The sequence below is a fragment of the Fusibacter sp. 3D3 genome (genome assembly GCF_001748365.1).
In the GTDB taxonomy this organism is placed as follows: Bacteria; Bacillota; Clostridia; order Peptostreptococcales; family Acidaminobacteraceae; genus Fusibacter_A.
Genome location: NZ_BDHH01000021.1, coordinates 26453 through 46341, shown reverse-complemented (window position 1 = coordinate 46341; position 19889 = coordinate 26453). Strand labels below are relative to the sequence as shown.

21 protein-coding genes are annotated in these 19889 nt (G+C 37.2%); all 21 read left to right on the top strand.

Annotated elements, in window-relative coordinates:
* Positions 1 to 6 precede the first annotated feature (6 nt).
* The 21 genes from F3D3_RS19220 (at position 7) to F3D3_RS19120 (ending at position 19876) form a co-directional block, all read left to right on the top strand.
* Positions 7 to 825 carry an AraC family transcriptional regulator gene (locus F3D3_RS19220; RefSeq protein WP_175438431.1) on the top strand — a complete coding sequence of 273 codons (819 nt, stop codon included), beginning with the start codon at positions 7 to 9 and terminating at the stop codon, positions 823 to 825.
* A gap of 86 nt (positions 826 to 911) precedes the next feature.
* A complete protein-coding gene (locus F3D3_RS19215) occupies positions 912 to 1118 on the top strand; it encodes a tautomerase family protein (protein ID WP_069876060.1) in 207 nt (68 codons plus the stop codon).
* Positions 1119 to 1309: 191 nt separating this feature from the next.
* A complete protein-coding gene (gene tnpA, locus F3D3_RS19210) occupies positions 1310 to 1786 on the top strand; it encodes an IS200/IS605 family transposase (RefSeq protein WP_069876059.1) in 477 nt (158 codons plus the stop codon).
* Between the two features lie 397 nt (positions 1787 to 2183).
* Positions 2184 to 3782, top strand: coding sequence for a hypothetical protein (locus F3D3_RS19205; protein WP_069876058.1), 1599 nt, complete (start codon positions 2184 to 2186; stop codon positions 3780 to 3782).
* 26 nt (positions 3783 to 3808) lie between these two features.
* Positions 3809 to 4390, top strand: coding sequence for an isoprenylcysteine carboxylmethyltransferase family protein (locus tag F3D3_RS19200; protein ID WP_069876057.1), 582 nt, complete (start codon positions 3809 to 3811; stop codon positions 4388 to 4390).
* A gap of 175 nt (positions 4391 to 4565) precedes the next feature.
* Positions 4566 to 6203 (top strand): M20/M25/M40 family metallo-hydrolase, encoded by a 1638-nt coding sequence (locus F3D3_RS19195; RefSeq protein WP_069876056.1) that lies wholly within the window; start codon positions 4566 to 4568, stop codon positions 6201 to 6203.
* A gap of 213 nt (positions 6204 to 6416) precedes the next feature.
* Positions 6417 to 7043, top strand: coding sequence for a TetR/AcrR family transcriptional regulator (locus F3D3_RS19190; RefSeq protein ID WP_069876055.1), 627 nt, complete (start codon positions 6417 to 6419; stop codon positions 7041 to 7043).
* A complete protein-coding gene (locus tag F3D3_RS19185; protein ID WP_069876054.1) occupies positions 7043 to 7897 on the top strand; it encodes an ABC transporter ATP-binding protein in 855 nt (284 codons plus the stop codon). The genes F3D3_RS19190 and F3D3_RS19185 overlap by 1 nt, the downstream gene beginning before the upstream one ends.
* Entirely contained in the window at positions 7898 to 8953 is a 1056-nt protein-coding gene (locus F3D3_RS19180; RefSeq protein WP_069876053.1) for an ABC transporter permease, read from the top strand.
* Between the two features lie 10 nt (positions 8954 to 8963).
* The gene (locus F3D3_RS19175; protein WP_069876052.1) at positions 8964 to 9962 is read left to right on the top strand and encodes an ABC transporter permease; all 999 of its coding nucleotides are present in this window, start codon (positions 8964 to 8966) and stop codon (positions 9960 to 9962) included.
* Positions 9963 to 10264: 302 nt separating this feature from the next.
* Positions 10265 to 11863, top strand: a complete 1599-nt coding sequence (locus F3D3_RS19170) for a thiamine pyrophosphate-dependent enzyme (RefSeq protein ID WP_069876051.1) — start codon at positions 10265 to 10267, stop codon at positions 11861 to 11863.
* Entirely contained in the window at positions 11860 to 12474 is a 615-nt protein-coding gene (locus F3D3_RS19165; RefSeq protein ID WP_069876050.1) for an indolepyruvate oxidoreductase subunit beta, read from the top strand. Before F3D3_RS19170 ends, F3D3_RS19165 begins: the two co-directional genes overlap by 4 nt.
* Positions 12461 to 13213, top strand: coding sequence for a 3-oxoacyl-ACP reductase family protein (locus F3D3_RS19160; protein WP_069876049.1), 753 nt, complete (start codon positions 12461 to 12463; stop codon positions 13211 to 13213). The genes F3D3_RS19165 and F3D3_RS19160 overlap by 14 nt, the downstream gene beginning before the upstream one ends.
* Before the next feature lie 14 nt (positions 13214 to 13227).
* A complete protein-coding gene (locus tag F3D3_RS19155) occupies positions 13228 to 14211 on the top strand; it encodes a 3-oxoacyl-ACP synthase III family protein (protein WP_069876048.1) in 984 nt (327 codons plus the stop codon).
* Between the two features lie 2 nt (positions 14212 to 14213).
* Entirely contained in the window at positions 14214 to 15338 is a 1125-nt protein-coding gene (locus F3D3_RS19150) for a DUF362 domain-containing protein (RefSeq protein ID WP_069876047.1), read from the top strand.
* Between the two features lie 2 nt (positions 15339 to 15340).
* The gene (fabG, locus tag F3D3_RS19145; protein WP_069876046.1) at positions 15341 to 16093 is read left to right on the top strand and encodes a 3-oxoacyl-[acyl-carrier-protein] reductase; all 753 of its coding nucleotides are present in this window, start codon (positions 15341 to 15343) and stop codon (positions 16091 to 16093) included.
* Positions 16094 to 16111: 18 nt separating this feature from the next.
* Complete coding sequence (locus tag F3D3_RS19140) at positions 16112 to 16546, top strand: VOC family protein (protein ID WP_069876045.1); 435 nt, start codon at positions 16112 to 16114, stop codon at positions 16544 to 16546.
* Positions 16533 to 17399: a 3-hydroxyacyl-CoA dehydrogenase family protein gene (locus tag F3D3_RS19135; protein WP_069876044.1), complete on the top strand. Its 867-nt coding sequence runs from the start codon at positions 16533 to 16535 to the stop codon at positions 17397 to 17399. The genes F3D3_RS19140 and F3D3_RS19135 overlap by 14 nt, the downstream gene beginning before the upstream one ends.
* Positions 17396 to 18409, top strand: coding sequence for a 3-oxoacyl-ACP synthase III family protein (locus tag F3D3_RS19130; RefSeq protein WP_069876043.1), 1014 nt, complete (start codon positions 17396 to 17398; stop codon positions 18407 to 18409). Before F3D3_RS19135 ends, F3D3_RS19130 begins: the two co-directional genes overlap by 4 nt.
* A gap of 10 nt (positions 18410 to 18419) precedes the next feature.
* Positions 18420 to 18827, top strand: coding sequence for an SCP2 sterol-binding domain-containing protein (locus F3D3_RS19125; RefSeq protein WP_069876042.1), 408 nt, complete (start codon positions 18420 to 18422; stop codon positions 18825 to 18827).
* An 11-nt stretch (positions 18828 to 18838) separates the two neighbouring features.
* A complete protein-coding gene (locus tag F3D3_RS19120; protein ID WP_069876041.1) occupies positions 18839 to 19876 on the top strand; it encodes a 3-oxoacyl-ACP synthase III family protein in 1038 nt (345 codons plus the stop codon).
* The last annotated feature ends 13 nt before the right edge of the window (positions 19877 to 19889 follow it).

The window sequence follows — 19889 nt, the reverse complement described above, 5'->3', positions numbered from 1 at the left end:
ATAGATATGAAATTCTATAACCGTGTAGACCCAAAACTTGAAAACTACATAAGTCACTATTGGACCACGGCTGGAGCATTAGAGGCTGAAAAAGCGTATAAGATTTTGCCCATGGATCATATTGATTTAATCATGCCCATTACAGGGCAATATGAACATGTTTATGGAACTCACGTAGTGGATAAGTCACCTTTATTTTTCCATGGCATGAGAGATACAGCCATTGAAGTTGTAAGGCACGGTTATGTAGAATGTATCGGCATCACTTTTAAACCTTGGGGGTTCTATCCTTTTATTAAAAAGGCACTTTCTCAGTTTCAGAACAAATCCGTTGATTTGCATCTTGAAAATGCGCTGCTTGCAAATGAACTCGTGAATGTAATGAGGTCCATAAAGTCGGTACAAGACAACGGCAAAATAGAATCCAAAATAGTCGAGATTGAAGGCGTTTTGCTCAGATGCTTAGAAGAGGATTATACTGAATATCAGGGGACAGTACAATTGCTCATGGATCTTTGTAATTCAGGTGGAGAAGACGTTGAAGCAATTGCAAAACGGCACCATATAACCATCAGAACGCTTGAACGCATGGTTAACAAATATATAGGCATCAATATACGTACTTTTTATAAAATCAGAAAATTTGAAGAGGCCTCAAGAGCGGTCTTATACGACGGAAACATAAATTTGACAGATATTGCTTATGAGTCAAATTATTATGATCAAGCTCATTTTTCAAAAACCTTTAAAAAGTTCACCCGTGATACACCCAAGCAAGCCCGCCAAAATAAAACGGCATTGAAGTCACACATGGATTTTGAGTAATGTCGTAAGTGTACAATTTTTATGGCTTAATCGGTGTTAATATTGAATCAACCCAATAATTTGATTAAACATAAAGGAGCGTAATTATGCCGTTTATAAACATTACTGTAGGCCCTATGACAAAAGAAAAAAAGAAAGAACTCATTGAAAAATTAGTGGATGCCTCTATGGCAGTAACAGGAGCATCGGAACAATCACATACTGTGGTGATTCATGAAATGCCTCTTGACGCGCTGAGTATAGGCAAAACCACAGTGGAAGAGATGGTAGCTGCAAGAGAGCGTATGAAGTAGCTTAGAAGCGCAAGACCAATAGTGTACCCTAGAAATGCCCCTTTTGAAAGGGGTATTTTTTGATTGTAAAAAGAAAACCACCGGTTCTACCGGTGGTTCTAAAGAGCTTTAGCTTTGAGTCAAAATAGCACCTCCTTCTGATAAAATAATAATGGTTCGCCAACCCTATTAGCTCAGAAGGAGGATCCGAAATGGATAAGAACAGTTTAGCACATACTCAATGGAATTGTAAATATCACGTGGTGTTTGCACCAAAGTATAGAAGACAAGTAATCTATGGAAACATCAAAGGTGATATAGGGAAAATTTTAAGAAAGTTATGTGACCAAAAAGGTGTAGAAATATTGGAAGCAACAGCGTGTCCAGATCATGTTCATATGGTGCTAGCAATTCCACCGAAGTATAGCATTTCAAGTGTGATGGGATATTTAAAAGGAAAAAGTTCTTTGATGATATTTGATCGTCATGCAAACTTGAAATATAAGTATGGAAATCGCCACTTTTGGTGTCGAGGCTACTATGTAGATACTGTTGGACGAAATGAAAAAGCGATAAGAGAATATGTAAAAAATCAACTACAAGAAGATATCGCAAATGATCAAATAAGTATTCAAGAATATATTGACCCGTTTACGGGTAAGCAAGTCGAAGAGGGCAAAAAGAAATAAAAAGCTGCTTTAGCAGCAGCCAGTAAAGGTAAGCAGTTGGCGAACCGATTCAAAGAGCCTTAAGGCTCACGCGAGTAACATGCCCTTATAGGGCTGAGCAAACTACCCGCTAAGCGGGTAGTTTTGATTAAATAGATCATAAGATTTGAGCCGAAAGACTTGAAGCGGAATGTTTAACCGCTGAAAGGTGTCAGCGAAAATCGGTTTGAGACATCGAAGAGGGCTCAAATATGATTTTAGGGTCATTAGCTTTTGTCTAGCTAGAGCAGTCGAAGAGGATGATCCTAGCCCTTAGATTAAAATTTCACTAAAAAAAGAGGACAATCCTATACGAACAATAATAGATAGTTTACAATAGAGTTGAGTCTATAATGTGATAAAGTTGAAAGGAGTTACAATGCCTAAACAAATAACACAATTTAAGTTATTAATCGTGACTCCGGCAGATGTCATGGATGAGAGGAACCTGATTCAAGAAACCGTTGAAATGCTCAATCAGATGTATGGCATGATCAACAATGCTGATATTAAGATACAGTATTGGGCATTTGAACATCCGAATCAGACTTTCGCAGAATTTGATGCGGTTATAGCTGTATTCTGGACACAGTTTGGAACAAGCGTTGAGGATCGTATTGACCACGTAAAGGCAGAAATAGAAGCGCATATGGCACATCCAGAGCAGTTCTTTTTATACTTTAGTGAACGTCAAGTGAGTCCGCTCCAAACAGATTCTGATCCCTATAGACAAGTCTTGAAATTTAAATCCAAATACATTAAAATGAGCAATTGCTGGACATATAATACTTTAGATACCTTCAAAAGGCTAGTGTCGAATCAATTAACGCTTTATTTTGTGGCACAATTAAATACCCTTCAGATTGCTTCTGAACCCAAAATGAGCGCTCTTAGAATTGTAGGTGTAATAGAGGATCAAATCATTGAAACGCCTAAAATCTTTAGGCATAGATTTGTTCAATCTAAATTTGTGTCGAACTACAAACAGAAAACATTTGACCTACTTGATAAAATAAATACACTAAATTTACTTTTGACGGATTCCAATCTAAAAGAGATTGAAGCAAGTGACCCATCAAAATCAGAAGGCGGTTCTAAAGATGACCTGATCGAAAATGAAATCCTCAATAAAAGGACTCATACAATCAGGAATTTTCCAGGTGCCAATATCGTGAAAGCCCTTATGACTGAGCCCGTACAGATTAATGCCAAAATTCAAGAGCTCATCATTAAACATCTGGAAACCATAGATAAAAAAATTGAAGTTGCAGAATTTTTTAATGTAGGCAATCTGATGGAACGGCTTAATCCGCTCAGAGGCGTGCAATACGGCAATATAGCATCATCGCAGTTGATCGGTAACGCACATGAAAAAAAAAAGTATCTTTTGATCATGGAATTGTATGCGAATATAGTGGTCTATAAGCAATCCTATGCTTATCTAAGTGAAATAGATGCCCTTTTTTACTTGCAGGGCGTGCTTGTTAATGAGGGCAATGATTATGATGAAGACATTGATGTGAAACTCTATTTTGATAAGGGTTACCTTTGCAAGAAAGAAAATTTACCCGTACCTGGTGAAGGCATATTAGAAATTATGAATCCTTCACTTGAACTGTTTTATAAACCACATCAAGTGAACGGTATTGAGCTTTATAGTGAGTATCCTGAAGATGCGATAAAATCAAAGTTAGCGTTTTATGGAGATCAAGATCTGGGAAGAAAGCAGAAGTCAAAAAGCATTCAAGAAATTTATCAACAAAAAATGGAAATGTATTTTTGTTATGAGTATTCTCAAGAAGGTGAATTTGATGTTCTAAAATACCAGATCACTTCAATCAAGCAGAATACTCAAATCGCTTTTCCAACTTATTTGGTTTTTAAGAGAGAACCTAGGCGGATGAAGTATGAGATCAGTTCAAAGCATTCACCTGACGTGATTCAAAGGGAACTTAGTATCATACGTTCGGATAGGTGACCGGTTATATTTACGATGGAGGCATTATGATCTTTAAAATTGCAGCAGTAATGATAATACTACTTTTCTACTTGGTCTATATTACAAAAATGGTGGTGCAAAAAAGGAAAGGGATTCAAACGGATCAGATTGCAAAAGGCAATAAAGAGAAATCCATATTTGTTAAAGAAGCCATCATGAAAACGGCAACATATAGCATTGTACTCGTGCAGTTTATTTCTATTTTGGGTGAATTTTCAATATTGTCAGAAAAGATGCGCTATATGGGGCTGGTGATTGGATTAATAGGTGATCTTGTATTTACAATATCAGTTTGGACTATGAGAGATAGTTGGCGGGCTGGAATACCTGAAAAAGATGAAACAAAAATGATCACAGATGGCATCTATTCAATGAGCAGAAATCCTGCTTTTTTAGGATTTGACTTAATGTATTTTGGGTTATTGTTATTATTTTTTAATTGGGTTTTATTGGTTTTTTCAATAGGGGCGATGTTTATGTTGCATTTACAAATTTTAAGTGAAGAGCAGTATTTGGAAAAAGTATTTGGAAAACCATATGAAATATACCGATCAAACGTTAGAAGATATTTTGGCAGAAGCGCATAAGAGGGCATAAGATATGGCGATTAAATTGAGTTGAGACTGAGGTCAAACGTCTCTATAAATCCTTGGACATACGATAACAGATGATATGCTCACAGACATCATCGATTTCTATAAAAGAACATTGAGTTACAAAGAGGATTTATCCATATAAATGAGAGGAAAAGAGGGAGATTATATGTTTAGTGAAAGTATCAAATCGTTATTTTTAAGATTGGTTGCCACTCAAAGTGATACCAATACACATAGAGAAACTTATATAGAGGAGCAAATCTTATACTGGATTAAAGAACAGGCCTATTTCAGTGAACACCCAGAGTACTGTGGGGCTTACCCAATTGAAAATGATCCTTATCAGCGCAGTGTCATATGGTCTCTGGTCAAGGGCAGGGGTGATAAAACAATCGTTTTGATGCATCATCATGATGCTGTAGATATTGAAGAATATGGCAAACTCAAATCAGTTGCCTTGAGGCCTGATGAACTGATTGAGGCGCTTTCAAATAAGAAAATACCTGCTCAAGCAAAAATAGATCTTGAGTCTGGCAATTGGACTTTTGGTAGAGGTGTCGCCGATATGAAATCAGGTGCTGCGATCCAATTGGTTCTAAGCGCATATTTTTCGGAATTGGAAGATTTTGAAGGTAACATTCTGCTGTTGAGTGTTCCAGATGAAGAAACCTTATCCCGAGGGATGCTCGGTGCGGTTACACTAATGACCACATTACGTGATCAATATAAACTCAATTATCTTTTGACGATTAACAGCGAACCATACTTTAATCAAACAAAAGGCAAAGCCATTTTTTATGAAGGTTCTGTGGGTAAAATCATGCCTGTACTTTTTGTCAAAGGGGTAAAGAGCCATATAGGCGAACCGTTTAACGGGTTTAACCCTTCGTTGGTACTTTCGGATTTACAAAGAAAAACAGAACTCAATATTGATTTATGTGATGTATTGGGAGAAGAGGCCACACCACCTCCAGTATGGGTCAATCTAAAAGATCGAAAAAAAGCCTATGATGCTTCGATTCCAGAAGCTGCCACAGGTTATTTCAATTGGTTGACGTTTACGAGATCGCCAAAGCACATTATGGACAAACTGGTATCTCTCGCCAATAGGTCCCTGAGAGATACCTTGATTTATTTTGCAGACGCTTATGAAAATTATTGTAATCTAACCGGTGACATTCCCGAAAAGATTTCTTTTATCCCTAAGGTTTATACTTTTGAGCAAATATATCAGATGGCAATGACGGAAATCGGTCAATCATTTGAAGCGCGTTATGAGGAGTTTCAAGAGGAGCTCAACGCACTTCTCGTTGAAAATACAATCACTTTGCCAGAGGCGACAACCCGCTTGGTGGAGTTTGTACAAGATGCAATTGATCTAGAAGGTCCCGCTATCATCGTGGCGTTATCAGGACCTTACTACCCGCATGTCAACAATATGAAAATCTCTAAAAAATTGTCATTTTCGCTTGAAGAAACGATCAATAAAATTGCGGCTGAAAAATATGACCTCGTCTTTGAATCGCAAAGTTATTTTATGGGCATCTCAGATTTGTCATACGCAACTTGGTGTGGAAATGATGAAGATATTGCCTTGATTAAAGCCAATAGTCCTGGATGGGATACCATTTATAGAATTCCCTTTAAAGAACTGTCTACACTGAATATGCCAGTCGTTAATATTGGCCCTTGGGGCAAAGATTTGCACAAGACGACGGAACGCGTTCATACAAAAGACGTCTATGAGCGCATTCCATACATCATCAAAGAATTGATGACTAAATGTCTAAAAGAGGACGTTTAGAAATTTTTTGATCAAGTTAAAGACACAAGAACGCGAACAATACCGCGAACAATACCGAGAGCAATACCGCCAAAAGTTTATCATAGGCGGTATTTTTTTTGAAAATTTTCTTTTGACCTACGCATAAAAAAGGTGTTGACAAAAGGCAGATAAAATAATATCCTAAAAGTGACCCCGAGGTCACATTTTAAAAATGTCAATTAGGAGACTAAAATGCCAAAGTCTACATTTCTAAATCTTGCAGAAGAAAAAAAGCAAAGAATCATAGAGGCAGCTATTAAAGAGTTTGTGGCTTATACCTTTAGAGATGCCAGTATCAATCGTATAATTGCGGACGTTGGCATTGCAAAGGGCAGCTTTTATCAATATTTTGAAAACAAAAAAGATTTATACAAGTATGTGCTAGCTGTTTCAGCAACACTAAAACTCAAGTATCTCACGTCACAAATGATTGAAGCAAAGCATCAAGATTTTTTCCAAATTCTAAGGGGTCTGTATTTAGTAGGCGTAAATTTTGCGAAAGAGCATCCTGATTTATCAAAAATGGGAAATGATATTCTCAATGATGGTGACAGTAAATTTAAAGCGGAAGTTTTAGGCGAAAGTATTGATATGAGTAATGTTTTTATTGAGAATTTATTAAAAAAAGGTATTGAAGAGGGTGATGTCAATCCTAATATTGACGTAAGGCTAATTGCACATTTGATTACGACATTTAGTATTTCTTTAAACGAGTATTATTTGACACAATGTAAAGAAGACTTAGATGTGATGACATTAATTGAAGCGTTGTTAGCGTTCATAGAAAATGGAATTCGAATAAAAAGGAGTGATTTTTAATGTTAAATGTAAAAGGTTTATACCATTCTTATTCAAAGGATGAACATTATGCGGTTCAAGATATGACTTTTCAGGTTGAAAAGGGTGAGATCTTTGGATTTTTAGGGCCAAGTGGTGCTGGAAAATCAACTACACAAAGCATTTTATTTGGTTTGTTAGAACTTCAAAGAGGTGAAGTGAGTATAGATGGCATGAGTGTCAAAAAATTAAGTGATGATTTCTTTAATATGATAGGGGTTTCGTTTGAATCCCCCAATGTATATAAAAATCTTACAGGATTGGAAAATCTAAAATTTTATAGTAAAATGTTTAATGTAGCGACTGAAAAACCAGAAGAGCTCTTAAAAGAAGTCGGCTTAGGCAAGGATATGAACAAAAAGGCTTCTCAGTATTCAAAGGGGATGCTACAACGCTTGGTTTTCGCAAGATCAATGATCAACAATCCTAAAATATGGTTTTTGGATGAACCCACCTCAGGACTTGATCCAGAAACAGCAAGTCGGATTAAAGCCATCATTAAACGAAAAAAAGATCAGGGAACGACCATATTTTTAACAACTCATAATATGAACATTGCAGATGAACTCTGTGACAGAGTGGCGTTTGTAAACGACGGTAAAATTATTTTGATTGACACGCCACAAAAATTGAAACTCAGATATGGAGAGCGTTCTGTCAAAGTTGAGTTTATGGATCAAGAAAAGCTAAGAACAGAATTCATTTCTTTAGTGGATAAACAGGGACAGTCGCAACTTCAAAAATTAGTAGAAACAGGGCGTATTGTCACCATGCACTCTCAAGAGGCATCGTTAGAAGAAATCTTTATCAGCGTTGTCGGTAGGGGGTTGATTTAAATGAGGACTAGATATTTTGGACTTTTAATGAAAGATATCCTTTATGCTTTTAGAAATTATTGTTTTCATATCGTTATAGTATTGTCCCTCGTATTTGTGGTTTTAATAAACTTTGTAATAGCGGAGGACTTAACGATTAAACCTCCAGTTTATTATTACATATCATATACTGGTGCCTATGAGAGTGCACTTAACACCACACTTGAAACCATGAAAAAGGACCACAACAATGTTTTGCAGATGTCTTCTGTGAAAGAGATCGAGACGAATATGAACAAAGAAATTAATTGTATCGGTCTTGTGATCACTGGGGTAGAGGATGAGGTCGACATTGAGTTTTTACTGCACGGCTATGAAAATGAGCAAGTTCAAAGCACTTTAATACTTGCGATGAAAGATGAAATCTCACATTCAATCAAGGGTGAGATAAACGTTAAAACAGAGATCATTAATTCAGCTGCGGATCAAAAAGAAATTCCTGCGAATAAAAATATATTACCGCTTTTCCTAGTGATGGAATCCACTATGCTCGGGTTTATTTTAATCGCAGCACTGATTTTCATCGAGAAGGATGAAGGCACTATAAAATCATTTGCAGTCACTCCTGGGCGATTGTCTGAATATCTGATTTCAAAAATAACAGTTATGGCGATTCTAGGTATTATGGGGTCCTTTTTAACCGCTGGATTGGTAATGGGTCTTAACATGAACTACTTATGGCTTGGGGTCTTAATCCTATTAGGGAGTGTATTTTCGGCTACTCTTGGATTAATTATGGCAAGTTTCTTTAAGACGATTTCAGAGTCTATGATTTGGATTCTAATTGTCAATCTGTTGTTGGGATTGCCTTTGACATCATATCTTTTGCCAAGTTATGCCCCGCTTTATATTAAGTTACTGCCGACTTATTATCTCCTCTTTTCGGTAAAAGAAGCGGTATTTCCAACGGGGAATGACACGATTATAATTAAGACGGTTGTTATGTTTATCCTCATTTTGATTGTGTTGTATTTTTTATCAATACTCGCATTTAAAAGAAATCTAGAAAGAAGCTAGGCGGTGCTATATGAATAGAATTATATCCATTTTTAGAAGAGACTTCAAAAGTAGTGTGAGAGAATACATTTTGTTATATATGATGATAGGGCCTCTATTATTAGCGCTTGGATTTTCGATGATCATTCCCAATACAGAATCTGCTTCCCTTCAATTTGCATTAGAAGCATCTTTAGATCAGTCTATCGTAGATGAGTTTAACAAGTATGGATCTGTTTTCCTCTTTGAATCCAAAGAGGAAATAATCAATCGAGTAAATGGGATGGATGATATTGCAGGGGTTATGAGTGAAAAAGAGGGCAGTCTTTTCATTATACTAGAAGGTAATGAAACTCATGATACAAAAGTTGTTCCTCAAAAAATTATTAGAGAGATCAATGGGGTAAATGATGCAAGTATCAGCTATAAGATTAGAGATATTGGTGTGAAACGGTCACCGATAAGTATTATTGGAAGTGCAGCATTGATGATTACAGCGATTATATTAGGGGGTATCATCATTGGATTCAATATCATTGAGGAGAAAGAATCCAAGACGATTCAAGCCTTAAATGTGACGATGATGAATAAAATGGAATTTATTATCGGTAAGAGCTTGCTTGGCTTTGTGCTTCCAGTTGCTCAGGTTTATATAATTTTGTGGCTTTTAAAAATAGATGATGTCAATAAACTGATGATACTCGTCATTGTTTTATCGGGGACTTTAACCGCCTCCGTTTTAGGCTTTCTAATCGGTGTTATCAGTGATAATCAAATTGCAGGTGTCATGAATATGAAGATGATCTATCTTGCAACAGCGGCATCTATCGTGGGTGCCATGGTGATTCCCGAATCCAGTCAATTTTTCTTATATATACTGCCGACTTACTGGATTTTTGTTGGCTTTAGAGATATTGTTTCTAACACGGCAACTTGGCATCAAATCATTATAAATCTGAGTTGGATTCTAGGCATGACGTTCATTTTATTCATGTTGATTAAAAAGAGAATCATCCGCGGTCTGACGTAAGCATTTTGATGAATAGAAAAATAAGCTAAAAGGAGGTGATCTGATAATGGCATTAAAGTGGTGGCTTATTATTATAGCGTTGCTCATTATAGCAATTCCACTCAAATTATTGATTTACAAAAAATTGCTGTCTAAAAAAAATCATGATTCTGATTCTGATTAAGTTGTAAAATACAATCCATACGATAATATTGGCCTTATTAAGTGTGGATTTTTTCAACCCGTACAACCCATAAAATTGAATATATAACACAATAAGTATTATGATGAGATGCTTTAATGGATAATAAGTGGAGAAAAAAATGAAAAAATTGATGACGAGTAATGAAGCTGTTGCACAAGGGTCTATAGAAAGTGGGGTCGCTTTTGTAAGTGGGTATCCTGGAACACCTTGTACAGAAATTGTAACGGTTCTTCAACAAGCAAAATCCGTAAAGTGCGAGTGGTCCACAAATGAAAAAGTTGCTCTAGAAGTTGCAATAGGCACTTCACTCGCGGGTTACAGATCACTTGTGGTGATGAAGACTTTGGGTCTCAATGTTGCTGCGGATGCTTTTACACAGTTGGCGGGTACGCCGATAAATGGTGGAATTGTCATCGTGGTAGCGGATGATATCGGTAGAATAGCAGGTGATGATTATCAAGATTGTAGAAGCTATGGCATCATGTCGAGTGTGCCAGTTGTTGAACCCTCTAACAGCCAAGAAGCAAAGGATTTTGTTGCAGTCGCTTTTCAAATGAGCGAAGCCTACATGACGCCCGTTATTTTCAGGCTAAATTCAATTTTGTGCAAATCTAAAACGGTTGTATCTTTTGAGGCTTTTATTGCTGAAAAACCTTTCAGAAAATTAAGTCACAAGAGCTACCAAAAAACAATTGGCAATATTGTAAAATTTGGGTTTGATGATTGTGCCTTAGACAAATTAAAAGATTATTGGCATGATTTTAACGATGAATGGCAAAAGCTTAAGCTCTATGCAGATGAAACCGCGCTTAATAAAATCGAAAAGGGCAAGACGAATATGGGGATCATCGCAACAGGTATTGCCTATTATTATGCAAAAGAGATTTTTCCAGATGCATCCTTTTTAAAACTGGGTATGGTTTATCCACTGGCTGAAAAACGCATAAGGCAGTTTATAAAGACGCACCAAGATGTGTATCTATTAGAGGATGGACATCCCCTTATTGAAAAAGAAATAAAGAGTATGGGCTTAAAGATCATTGGTGAAGATTTATTTCCAAGATTTCCAGAGATGCTCTACTTCACACCGGATATTATTGAAAATAAATTTTTAAAGAAGACGGCATTGGTTAAAAAAAGGGATGTTCCCATTAGACTGCCGACGAATTGTAAGGGATGCCCACATCATGCTGTAAATGAAATTATAAAAAAGCATGACATTTATACGGCTTCAGGTATTGGCTGTGGAGGGTTAGGTGCACTTCCGCATGTTGGAATAATAGATGTTGTGAAGTGCATGGGTTCGTCTTTTGGAATTGCGCATGGCTATAATAAAGCCAATCCAGCTCATTCTAAAAGTAAAAAAATGTTGGCCATTATGGGTGATGGTGAGTTTTGGCATACAGGAATCAACAACCTCATCAATATGGTACACAATGAGAGTGCGACCACTGTGGTAATAGAGGATAATATGACCATTGCAATGACAGGCGGACAACCGACAGTGGCAGTCAAAACAAACGATGCTCTATCATCAATTGAATCCGTTTGTAGAGGCATTGGGGTCAGAAATGTAAGGGTTATTGATTCTAAAAACATCGAGGTGCTTGAAAAAACCATTCTTGATGCAATGAATATGGAGATCTTATCTGTTATTATTTCACGACATCCGTGTGTCATCTTTAATCAAAACAAAAAAATGGAGGCAATCAAATGATATCTCAATTAGATATTATAGTTTGTGGTATTGGAGGACAGGGAATCGTATTGGCAAACGAGATCATATCAACCGTTTTTATGCAGAAGGGGTATGATTTAAAATCTACAGACATTATAGGAATCGGTCAGAGAGGTGGTTCGGTCATATCACATATTAGAATTGGGAAAAATATCTTGTCCCCCTTGATCAAGGCAAAATCTGCAGATATGGTCATTGCTTTTGAAAAATATGAAGCATTGAGATGTTATGACTATCTTAAGACAGAAGGGTTACTTATAACAGATAAAGAGGCCATCATTCCGAATTCTGTAGAGATGGGCTTGAATGAAGATATTGAGATTGAAATGATTTTTGAAGCGTTGCCATGCAATAAAACCATAGTGGATACTAAAGCCTTGTTGAAACTGCAAAAATTGGACATGAAATTTGCAAATAGTTGTGTTGTTGGTGCTTTATCAAAACACATTGAGGTTGAAGAAGCGTGTTGGCTAGAAGCTATAAAGCGTGTTGTGCCCTCTCAAAGCTATGAAAAAAATATAATGGCTTTTCGTGAAGGCAGAAAGGCTACTTCTTTGAAAGGTGAAGGGTTTGATAATGGATTTAAATAATAAAGTGGCGATTATAACCGGTGGTAGCAGAGGAATTGGTAAGGGAATTGCGATCAAAATGGCTGAAGCTGGTGCGGATGTTGCAATCTTTTATAAAAGCAACCATGAACAAGCTGAGGAGACCCTAAATAGGATTAGAAGCATAGGCAGAAAAGCCATTATGTTTCCTGTTGATGTGAGCGACAAAGATGAAGTCAATCGTGCGATTGATAAAGCCATTGAGTTTTTTGGTGGAATAGATATATTTGTGAATAACGCGGGTATTACAAGAGACCATATGCTGCTCAATATGGATTTTAAGGATTGGCAAGAAGTGCTCAATAACAATTTAAACAGTGCGTATTATTGTTCAAAAGCTATATTAAAGCATATGAAAGACAAGGGTTCTGGAAAAATCATCAATGTCACTTCGTTGAGTGCGTCTGTTGGCAATATTGGACAAACAAATTACTGCGCAGCAAAAGCGGGTTTAGTGGGTTTTACTAAAAGTCTTGCTGCTGAAGTTGGAAAGTATGGGATTATTGTTAATGCCATTGCACCAGGAGCGATACAAACGGATATGCTCAAGCATACGCCAGATCCTATTTTGGAGAAAATGAGAAATAGGATACCACTTAATCGATTTGGAACTCCAGAAGACATTGGTTCTATGGCAGTTTTCTTAGCAAGTGAGGATTCAAATTATATTTGCGGCCAAACACTTACAGTTGATGGTGGTTTAGGTGCGTCAATACTATAACAAGGGGGATTAATATGAGAAATGCTGTGATTTGTGGAACGGGTTCTTATGTACCAGATGAAATTTTAACAAATTCAGATTTAGAGAAATCAGCACCTACGAATAAAGATTGGGTCGAAAATGTTCTAGGCATTTATGAGCGTCGAAGAATTTCCAATGGTGAAGTGACTTCTGATTTGGCTGCAAAAGCGGCAGAGAAGGCTCTAGAAATGGCTGAGATGACAGCAGAAGAGATTGATTTAATACTGGTTGCAACTGTAACACCAGATCGAATGGTTCCATCTGTTTCGACCATAATTCAAAGGAAAATTCGAGCAAAAAATGCAGCTGCATATGATATAAATGCAGCATGTGCTGGTTTTATGTTTGCATTAATCACTGCGGAGCAATTTATCAAGACGGGTTACTTTAACAAGGTTCTTGTTATAGGTGCAGACTCAATGTCTACAATGTTGGATTATAAAGACAGAGGGTGTGTATTCTTCGGTGATGGGGCTGGTGCAATTGTTTTGAAGAGCTCAGAGACGCGACGCGGTATAATAAGTACTTATTTTGCCACAGATGGTGAAAGTAAAGATCATGTTACTCTATTTGCTGGCAATGCAGAGCATCCCATTTCGTATGATTTAATAGATCGAAGAAAGCACTATGTAAGAATGCAAGGCAAAGAGGTGGGGATTACTGCTAGGCGTATTATTCCCTACGCAATAAACAAAGTTCTTGAAAAGGCACAAATGAGTTCACATGAAATAGACTTTTTGATTCCGCATCAGCCCAATTTGAAACTTTTGAGAGACTGTGCAAAAGAGGTGAATATATCAGAGGAAAAAGTGATTATTACACTTGATAAATATGCGAATGCATCCAGTGCAAATATTCCGTTGGCGCTTGATCATATCAACCGTAAAAAGGGATTAAACGATGGCGATATGTTAGCCTTTGTAACCATTGGCGCAGGATGGTCTTGGGGTTCTGCAATTTTAGAGTGGGGTGTCTAGATATGTCAAGTGGCAAAAAAACAAAGGTCTCTATGCGAAAGTGTGAAGTCTATGATGTCTCTATTTTAGAGCCTATGATCCAAAATATGCTCAATGAGATCTGCAATCCAAAAGCACTTTTTACAAGAGGTAAAAAGGTCCTTATAAAACCCAATTTAGTTTCTCCTGTTTCACCTGAAAAAGCTGCAACAACTCATCCCGCAATGGTTGAAGCTGTTGTAAAAATACTCGTGGCATATGGTGTTGAAGATATATGGATTGGTGATTCAGGCATACATGGCACCGATAAAATTTTTACAGTTTGCGGTATGACCGATATTGCGGAAAGATATGGTTGCAAGATATGTGATTTCGACCGTTACGAGATAGACAGAGTTGAAAACACTGCCAATGTGATCTTGAAAAAAATTCCAATGACTAAGTATATCGGTGAATGTGATCTCGTTATTAATATGCCCAAAACTAAAATACATCATGCGGTTCTTTATACAGGTGCCATCAAAAATCTATACGGGACAATCGTTGGCAAGAATAAAATGAAACTACATGCCAATTTAGGCACCAAAGATAATTTTGAAAATGCATTATTAGATCTTTATAGCACTATAAATCCAGCGCTTACGATTATGGATGGTATTGTTGGGATGGAGGGCAATGGACCTGCAAATGGGAAGCCAGTTAGATCCAATATGATACTGGCAAGTACGAATGGTCTTGCTCTAGATATTGTGGCTATGCGCCAAATTGGCATCAAGGTTAAGGATGTTGGTTATATAGAAAAGGGCATTGAAAGAGGTGTTGGACCCAAAGAAAATGACATCGAATTAATCGGGGATGTTATTGAAAGCGTTAAGTATGACAAACCCTCAGGCTATTTAATCAAATTTAACGGTTGGGCAGAAAGAGTAACGCCTGTGATCTACAAATTCTTTAAACCGATTCCTCTGTTTGATCAGAAGAAATGTGTAAAATGTGGCATATGTGTGGAAATCTGTCCAGCTAATGCGATCGTGCTCCCCGATGTTCCGAAAGTAGATCGAGAAACTTGTATCAGCTGTTTTTGTTGTCAAGAAGCTTGTTTTTCGGATGCCATTACAAGAAGTGATTCTAAGAAGAAAGGGATATAGATATGCGGTTAGAAAACAAAACGGCATTAATTACTGGTGGGAGTCGAGGCATTGGAAGAGATATAGCCATTAAATTTGCTGAAGAAGGCGCAGACATTATTTTTTTATATAGAAGTGACGCGCAATCCGCTCAAGCGTTAGCGACGATCATCGAATCTCTTGGCAGAAAGGTCTTTGCATTTCAAGTGGATGTATCCAATTTTGATGAGGTGTTAAAGATAAGAGATGCCATCGAAAAAAAGCATAAAAAGATCGATATTTTAGTCAATAACGCAGGTGTTTTAAGGGATAGCCTCTTTATGAAAATGAGCGATTCTGACTGGCATACTGTAATTGACATAAATCTCACAGGCGTGTTTAATTGCACGAAAGCTTTTTTAGAATTGCTCTACAGGGAGAATCAAGGGGTCATTGTGAATATCGCTTCTATTGCAGGTATTTATGGAAATGTGGGTCAAACCAATTACAGTGCTTCAAAGGCAGGCATAATAGGGTTTACAAAAGCGCTCGCAAAAGAAGCTGCACGTTATAAAGTCAGAGTGAACTGTATTGCACCAGGTTTTATAGAGACTGGTATTTGGGATGATCTTCCTCCAAAAGTCTATGAAGCAGCACTCAAAAAAATTGCCGTAAGAAAAATGGGATTACCTGAACACGTTTCTAAAACAGCGGTATTTTTGGCAAGTGAAGCGTCCAGTTATATAACTGGGCAAGTCGTAGAGGTTGACGGTGGTATTGGGCTATCTGTTATTTAATGAGAAAGGGGTGTCATTTTGCAAATAGATCACATTGGGATTGCCTGTGCTGATGCGGCACAATTTTTAGAACTCTATTGTACATTGATGAACGGCAATATAGGCCAAAAGACAAAATATGAGGAAATGGGATTGGATTCAACTTTTATTAATTTTAACGACACAAAAATTGAACTCTTAGAGCCTTTTGAGACCAATAGTGTTATTAGCAAATTTCTTGATCAAAGAGGTAACGGACTTCATCATATTTCTTTTAAGGTGGAGAATATTGAAGCTTTTTATGACCGAATCAATAAAACGGGACATGAATTTTTACATGAAATCAGAACCATTCATGAAATCAATAAGGTGAAAAAATATACCTTTTTAAGTTTAAGAGTATCTAATAACATTATGATTGAGGTTTTTGAGGAAATTATTAAAAATGAAGGGAATGCATATGAAAAATTGTGATATTGCAGTAATTGGAACGGGATTGATGGGGAAGGGGATCAGCCATCTCTTTGCACAAAATGGTTATACTGTCCATATATATGGAAGATCTTTAGATCATAAAGATAAAATGATGTCTTACTTAGAACATGAATTAAAAAAAGGGAGAATAACAAAAGCAGCATTAAACACAATAAAAAGTAATCTTGAATTTTTAATGCTGGATACGGATCTTGAACAGTTGAGTAAAGTTGGTTTTGTTATAGAAACCATCAAAGAGGACCAAGCCTTAAAGCATGATTTACTGCAAAAAATGGATCGGTATATTTCTGAGGATTGCTTAGTCGCTTCCAATACATCGACATATTCCATCACTAAATTGGGATCTTCTCTAAAAAACCCGGAATTGTTTTTAGGCATGCACTTTATGTCACCAGTTCCCATGATGAATGCTGTTGAAATTATACGCGGTTATAGAACCTCTCAAACCGCAATTGATCAGGCTCTGGATATTGTAAAATCAATTCAAAAAGAGTCGTTTCTTGTGAAAGATACACCAGGCTTTGTGATCAATCGTTTATTGGTGCCGTTTTTTAACGAGGCCTCAATGATGATGAGTGAAGGTTTGGTTTCTTCACCTAAAATGTTAGATGATATCATGAAAAAAGCGATGAATCTAAAAAATGGACCACTCGAATTGGCTGATTTGATAGGCTTAGATTCTATTTATTACAGCATGGAAAGTTTATATGATAATTTTCACGATTCAAAATATCGGCCGTGCTGTCATTTGAAAAATATGGTCGACGCAGGGTACCTGGGACGCAAAACTGGAAAAGGTTTTTATGATTATAACACGGAGGAAAAATTATGAATTATGCATCAATAGGGATACAGGGCATTGGATACAGCATACCGGATAGAATCGTAACCAATAAGGATATCGAAAATCTTATAGGGCTTGAAGAGGAACAAGTCGCATTTTATACGGGTGTAAAAGAAAGAAGATGGGCAAATGAAAATGAAGCTTTTTCCGATTTTGCAATCAAGGCAGGTCAAGCTGCCATAGAAGATTCAGGCGTTTCAAAGGAAGAGATCAATCTTCTAATTGTAGCCACTGGATCGGGAGACTTTTTCTCCCCAGCTACAGGTTCTCTGATTCAACATGAGCTTGGCCTTGAAAATGCATTGGTCCTCAATCTAAATCAAGCATGCGCTGCATCTAATTATGCACTGGCAACTGCTATAAGATACATGATAGATGGCACATATGACAAAGCGCTGGTTGTAACGGGTGATTGTACGTCTAGAATGCTCAATGCAGAAGAAAATTTATTTATGGGGTTTATAGGAGATGGTGCAAGTGCTGTTGTTCTCGGGAAGTTAAAGGCCGGTTTTAGTGGCTTTTTATCAGAGCATTTTGATTCAGATGGTAAGTTTTTTTATGGATCTGGGTTGTTCAATAGAGGTTCTCGAGTTCCAAGGGCAGAACAGGGAGAAGGAAAAGACTATTTCATAACAAGAAGTGAAATCGTTGGCGTCTTATTACCAAGAGTGATCACGTGGTTTACGACTTCCTTGGATGAATGTTTGCGTAAAGCAAATCTAAAAAGAACCGATGTCAATTTTTATTCACCACATCCAGCGGCCATATCGCAATTGGAAGCTCAATTAGATGCCATTGGAGAAAGTTTAGAAAAAACGCATATTGTCACGGATATGTATGGGCACAGTGGTGCGGGATCTGCTTTTATTATTTTAAAAGAAGCCGTCCAAAACAATAAAATCAAACCGGGTGACTATATTTTCCAATTTGGAAATGCAGCAGGTTTTCAATGGGCGGGGATGTTATTGAGATGGTGTGATAAAAACGAATTTATTTAGGAGGAAATTTATGAATGAAGCTTCTAGAACATACGAAGATGGCACATTGCTATGGGATGTTATACAGCAAATGGTGGCAATGATGAATGAGGAAAGTGTGAGAAAAGAACATATCAATAACGCGATTCAATTAAGTGTGGGCTATAAAATGACGGATATTAATTTTGATCATACGATTGAGATTAAGGACGGATACCTTCATGTCAATTTAGGGTTACAAGAAGACAATCAGGTAGTGATCGATATTTCTAGTCAAGATTTTCATGATTTGAATATAGGCACTCTGAATCCGACAAAAGCATTGGTTCAAAAGAGGCTCAAATTTCTTAAAGGCAATATCAAACAAGTCATACTTGCTGGGAATATGCCCACAATGTTTTATTATCAAGAAGCATGTAAATTGAAAAATATAATTTAGAGGGAGACCATATGATAACTAATATAGCAGAAAATGGTAGTTTTGGTGTTGGCATTAGAGGTATGGGAACGTTTTTACCAGAGAGAATTTTGACAAATCATGAGCTGTCAAAACAGATACCAACCACTGATGAGTGGATAAGAAGCAAAATCGGCGTTGGCGAAAGAAGAATTGCAGATGAGAGTGAAACGCTTTCTAATATGGCAACGATAGCGGGTAGACGTGCCATAGAAAACGCAGGGCTTAAGCCTGAAGATATCGATTTGATTATACTGGCCAGAGTAGATCCAGATCATATAGATCCTTCGACGTCTTTTAAAGTTCAAGATAATTTAGGGGCAATCAATGCCGGTGCTTTTGATGCGGTTATCGGTGGATGCCCTGGGAGTGTATATGCGTTATCAATAGGTGCAAGTTTTGTAGCAAGTGGTAGTTGCAAAAATGTTTTGGTCATTGGTGGCGATATTATCAGTCGCAATTTGATTAATTGGAATGATCGTGAAACCTGTTGTTTTTTTGGAGATGGGGCTGGCGCAGCTGTTTTAAGTCGGCTTCCAAAAGGACAGGGCATTCAATCTTATCTAATGAAAGTGGATGGGTCCAGATATAACGCGTGCATTATACCCGCTGGAGGCTTGAAAATGCCGGTTGATAGCGGAAATGTTGACGATGTAAAGAAAAGATATCTCAATATGGATAACAAAGCTGTTTGGAATTTTGCAACTACAGTCTTACCAGAAAGTATTGTTCAAGTGGCAGAAAAAAGTGGTGTAAAGGTAGAGGATATAGATATGGTCATTTCCCATCAGGCCAATATTAATATCATAAAAACTTCAATGGAGAAGATTGGATTGACGATGGATAAAACGCATACAACGATTGAGAAGTATGGGAATACAGGAGGGGCCTCTACTTTAATTACTTTAGCGGAAGCCGTTGTTGAAAAGAAAGTGAACAAGGGCGATAAAGTTGTCATGGTTTCATTCGGTGCGGGGTTAGCTTGGTCGGGCATGTTACTGGAATGGCATGAGCAATCAGATTTTAATTAAGGGGGCGTGAGCA

Bases quoted from the DNA above. Each gene is read 5' to 3' on its own strand.
- F3D3_RS19215 (WP_069876060.1), top strand. From the start codon at position 912: ATGCCGTTTATAAACATTACTGTAGGCCCTATGACAAAAGAAAAAAAG.
- F3D3_RS19190 (WP_069876055.1), top strand. From the start codon at position 6,417: ATGCCAAAGTCTACATTTCTAAATCTTGCAGAAGAAAAAAAGCAAAGA.
- F3D3_RS19165 (WP_069876050.1), top strand. From the start codon at position 11,860: ATGATATCTCAATTAGATATTATAGTTTGTGGTATTGGAGGACAGGGA.
- fabG (WP_069876046.1), top strand. From the start codon at position 15,341: ATGCGGTTAGAAAACAAAACGGCATTAATTACTGGTGGGAGTCGAGGC.
- F3D3_RS19220 (WP_175438431.1), top strand. From the start codon at position 7: ATGAAATTCTATAACCGTGTAGACCCAAAACTTGAAAACTACATAAGT.
- F3D3_RS19130 (WP_069876043.1), top strand. From the start codon at position 17,396: ATGAATTATGCATCAATAGGGATACAGGGCATTGGATACAGCATACCG.
- F3D3_RS19160 (WP_069876049.1), top strand. From the start codon at position 12,461: ATGGATTTAAATAATAAAGTGGCGATTATAACCGGTGGTAGCAGAGGA.
- F3D3_RS19170 (WP_069876051.1), top strand. From the start codon at position 10,265: ATGAAAAAATTGATGACGAGTAATGAAGCTGTTGCACAAGGGTCTATA.
- F3D3_RS19155 (WP_069876048.1), top strand. From the start codon at position 13,228: ATGAGAAATGCTGTGATTTGTGGAACGGGTTCTTATGTACCAGATGAA.
- F3D3_RS19135 (WP_069876044.1), top strand. From the start codon at position 16,533: ATGAAAAATTGTGATATTGCAGTAATTGGAACGGGATTGATGGGGAAG.
- F3D3_RS19185 (WP_069876054.1), top strand. From the start codon at position 7,043: ATGTTAAATGTAAAAGGTTTATACCATTCTTATTCAAAGGATGAACAT.
- F3D3_RS19175 (WP_069876052.1), top strand. From the start codon at position 8,964: ATGAATAGAATTATATCCATTTTTAGAAGAGACTTCAAAAGTAGTGTG.
- F3D3_RS19120 (WP_069876041.1), top strand. From the start codon at position 18,839: ATGATAACTAATATAGCAGAAAATGGTAGTTTTGGTGTTGGCATTAGA.
- tnpA (WP_069876059.1), top strand. From the start codon at position 1,310: ATGGATAAGAACAGTTTAGCACATACTCAATGGAATTGTAAATATCAC.
- F3D3_RS19150 (WP_069876047.1), top strand. From the start codon at position 14,214: ATGTCAAGTGGCAAAAAAACAAAGGTCTCTATGCGAAAGTGTGAAGTC.
- F3D3_RS19180 (WP_069876053.1), top strand. From the start codon at position 7,898: ATGAGGACTAGATATTTTGGACTTTTAATGAAAGATATCCTTTATGCT.
- F3D3_RS19125 (WP_069876042.1), top strand. From the start codon at position 18,420: ATGAATGAAGCTTCTAGAACATACGAAGATGGCACATTGCTATGGGAT.
- F3D3_RS19205 (WP_069876058.1), top strand. From the start codon at position 2,184: ATGCCTAAACAAATAACACAATTTAAGTTATTAATCGTGACTCCGGCA.
- F3D3_RS19195 (WP_069876056.1), top strand. From the start codon at position 4,566: ATGTTTAGTGAAAGTATCAAATCGTTATTTTTAAGATTGGTTGCCACT.
- F3D3_RS19200 (WP_069876057.1), top strand. From the start codon at position 3,809: ATGATCTTTAAAATTGCAGCAGTAATGATAATACTACTTTTCTACTTG.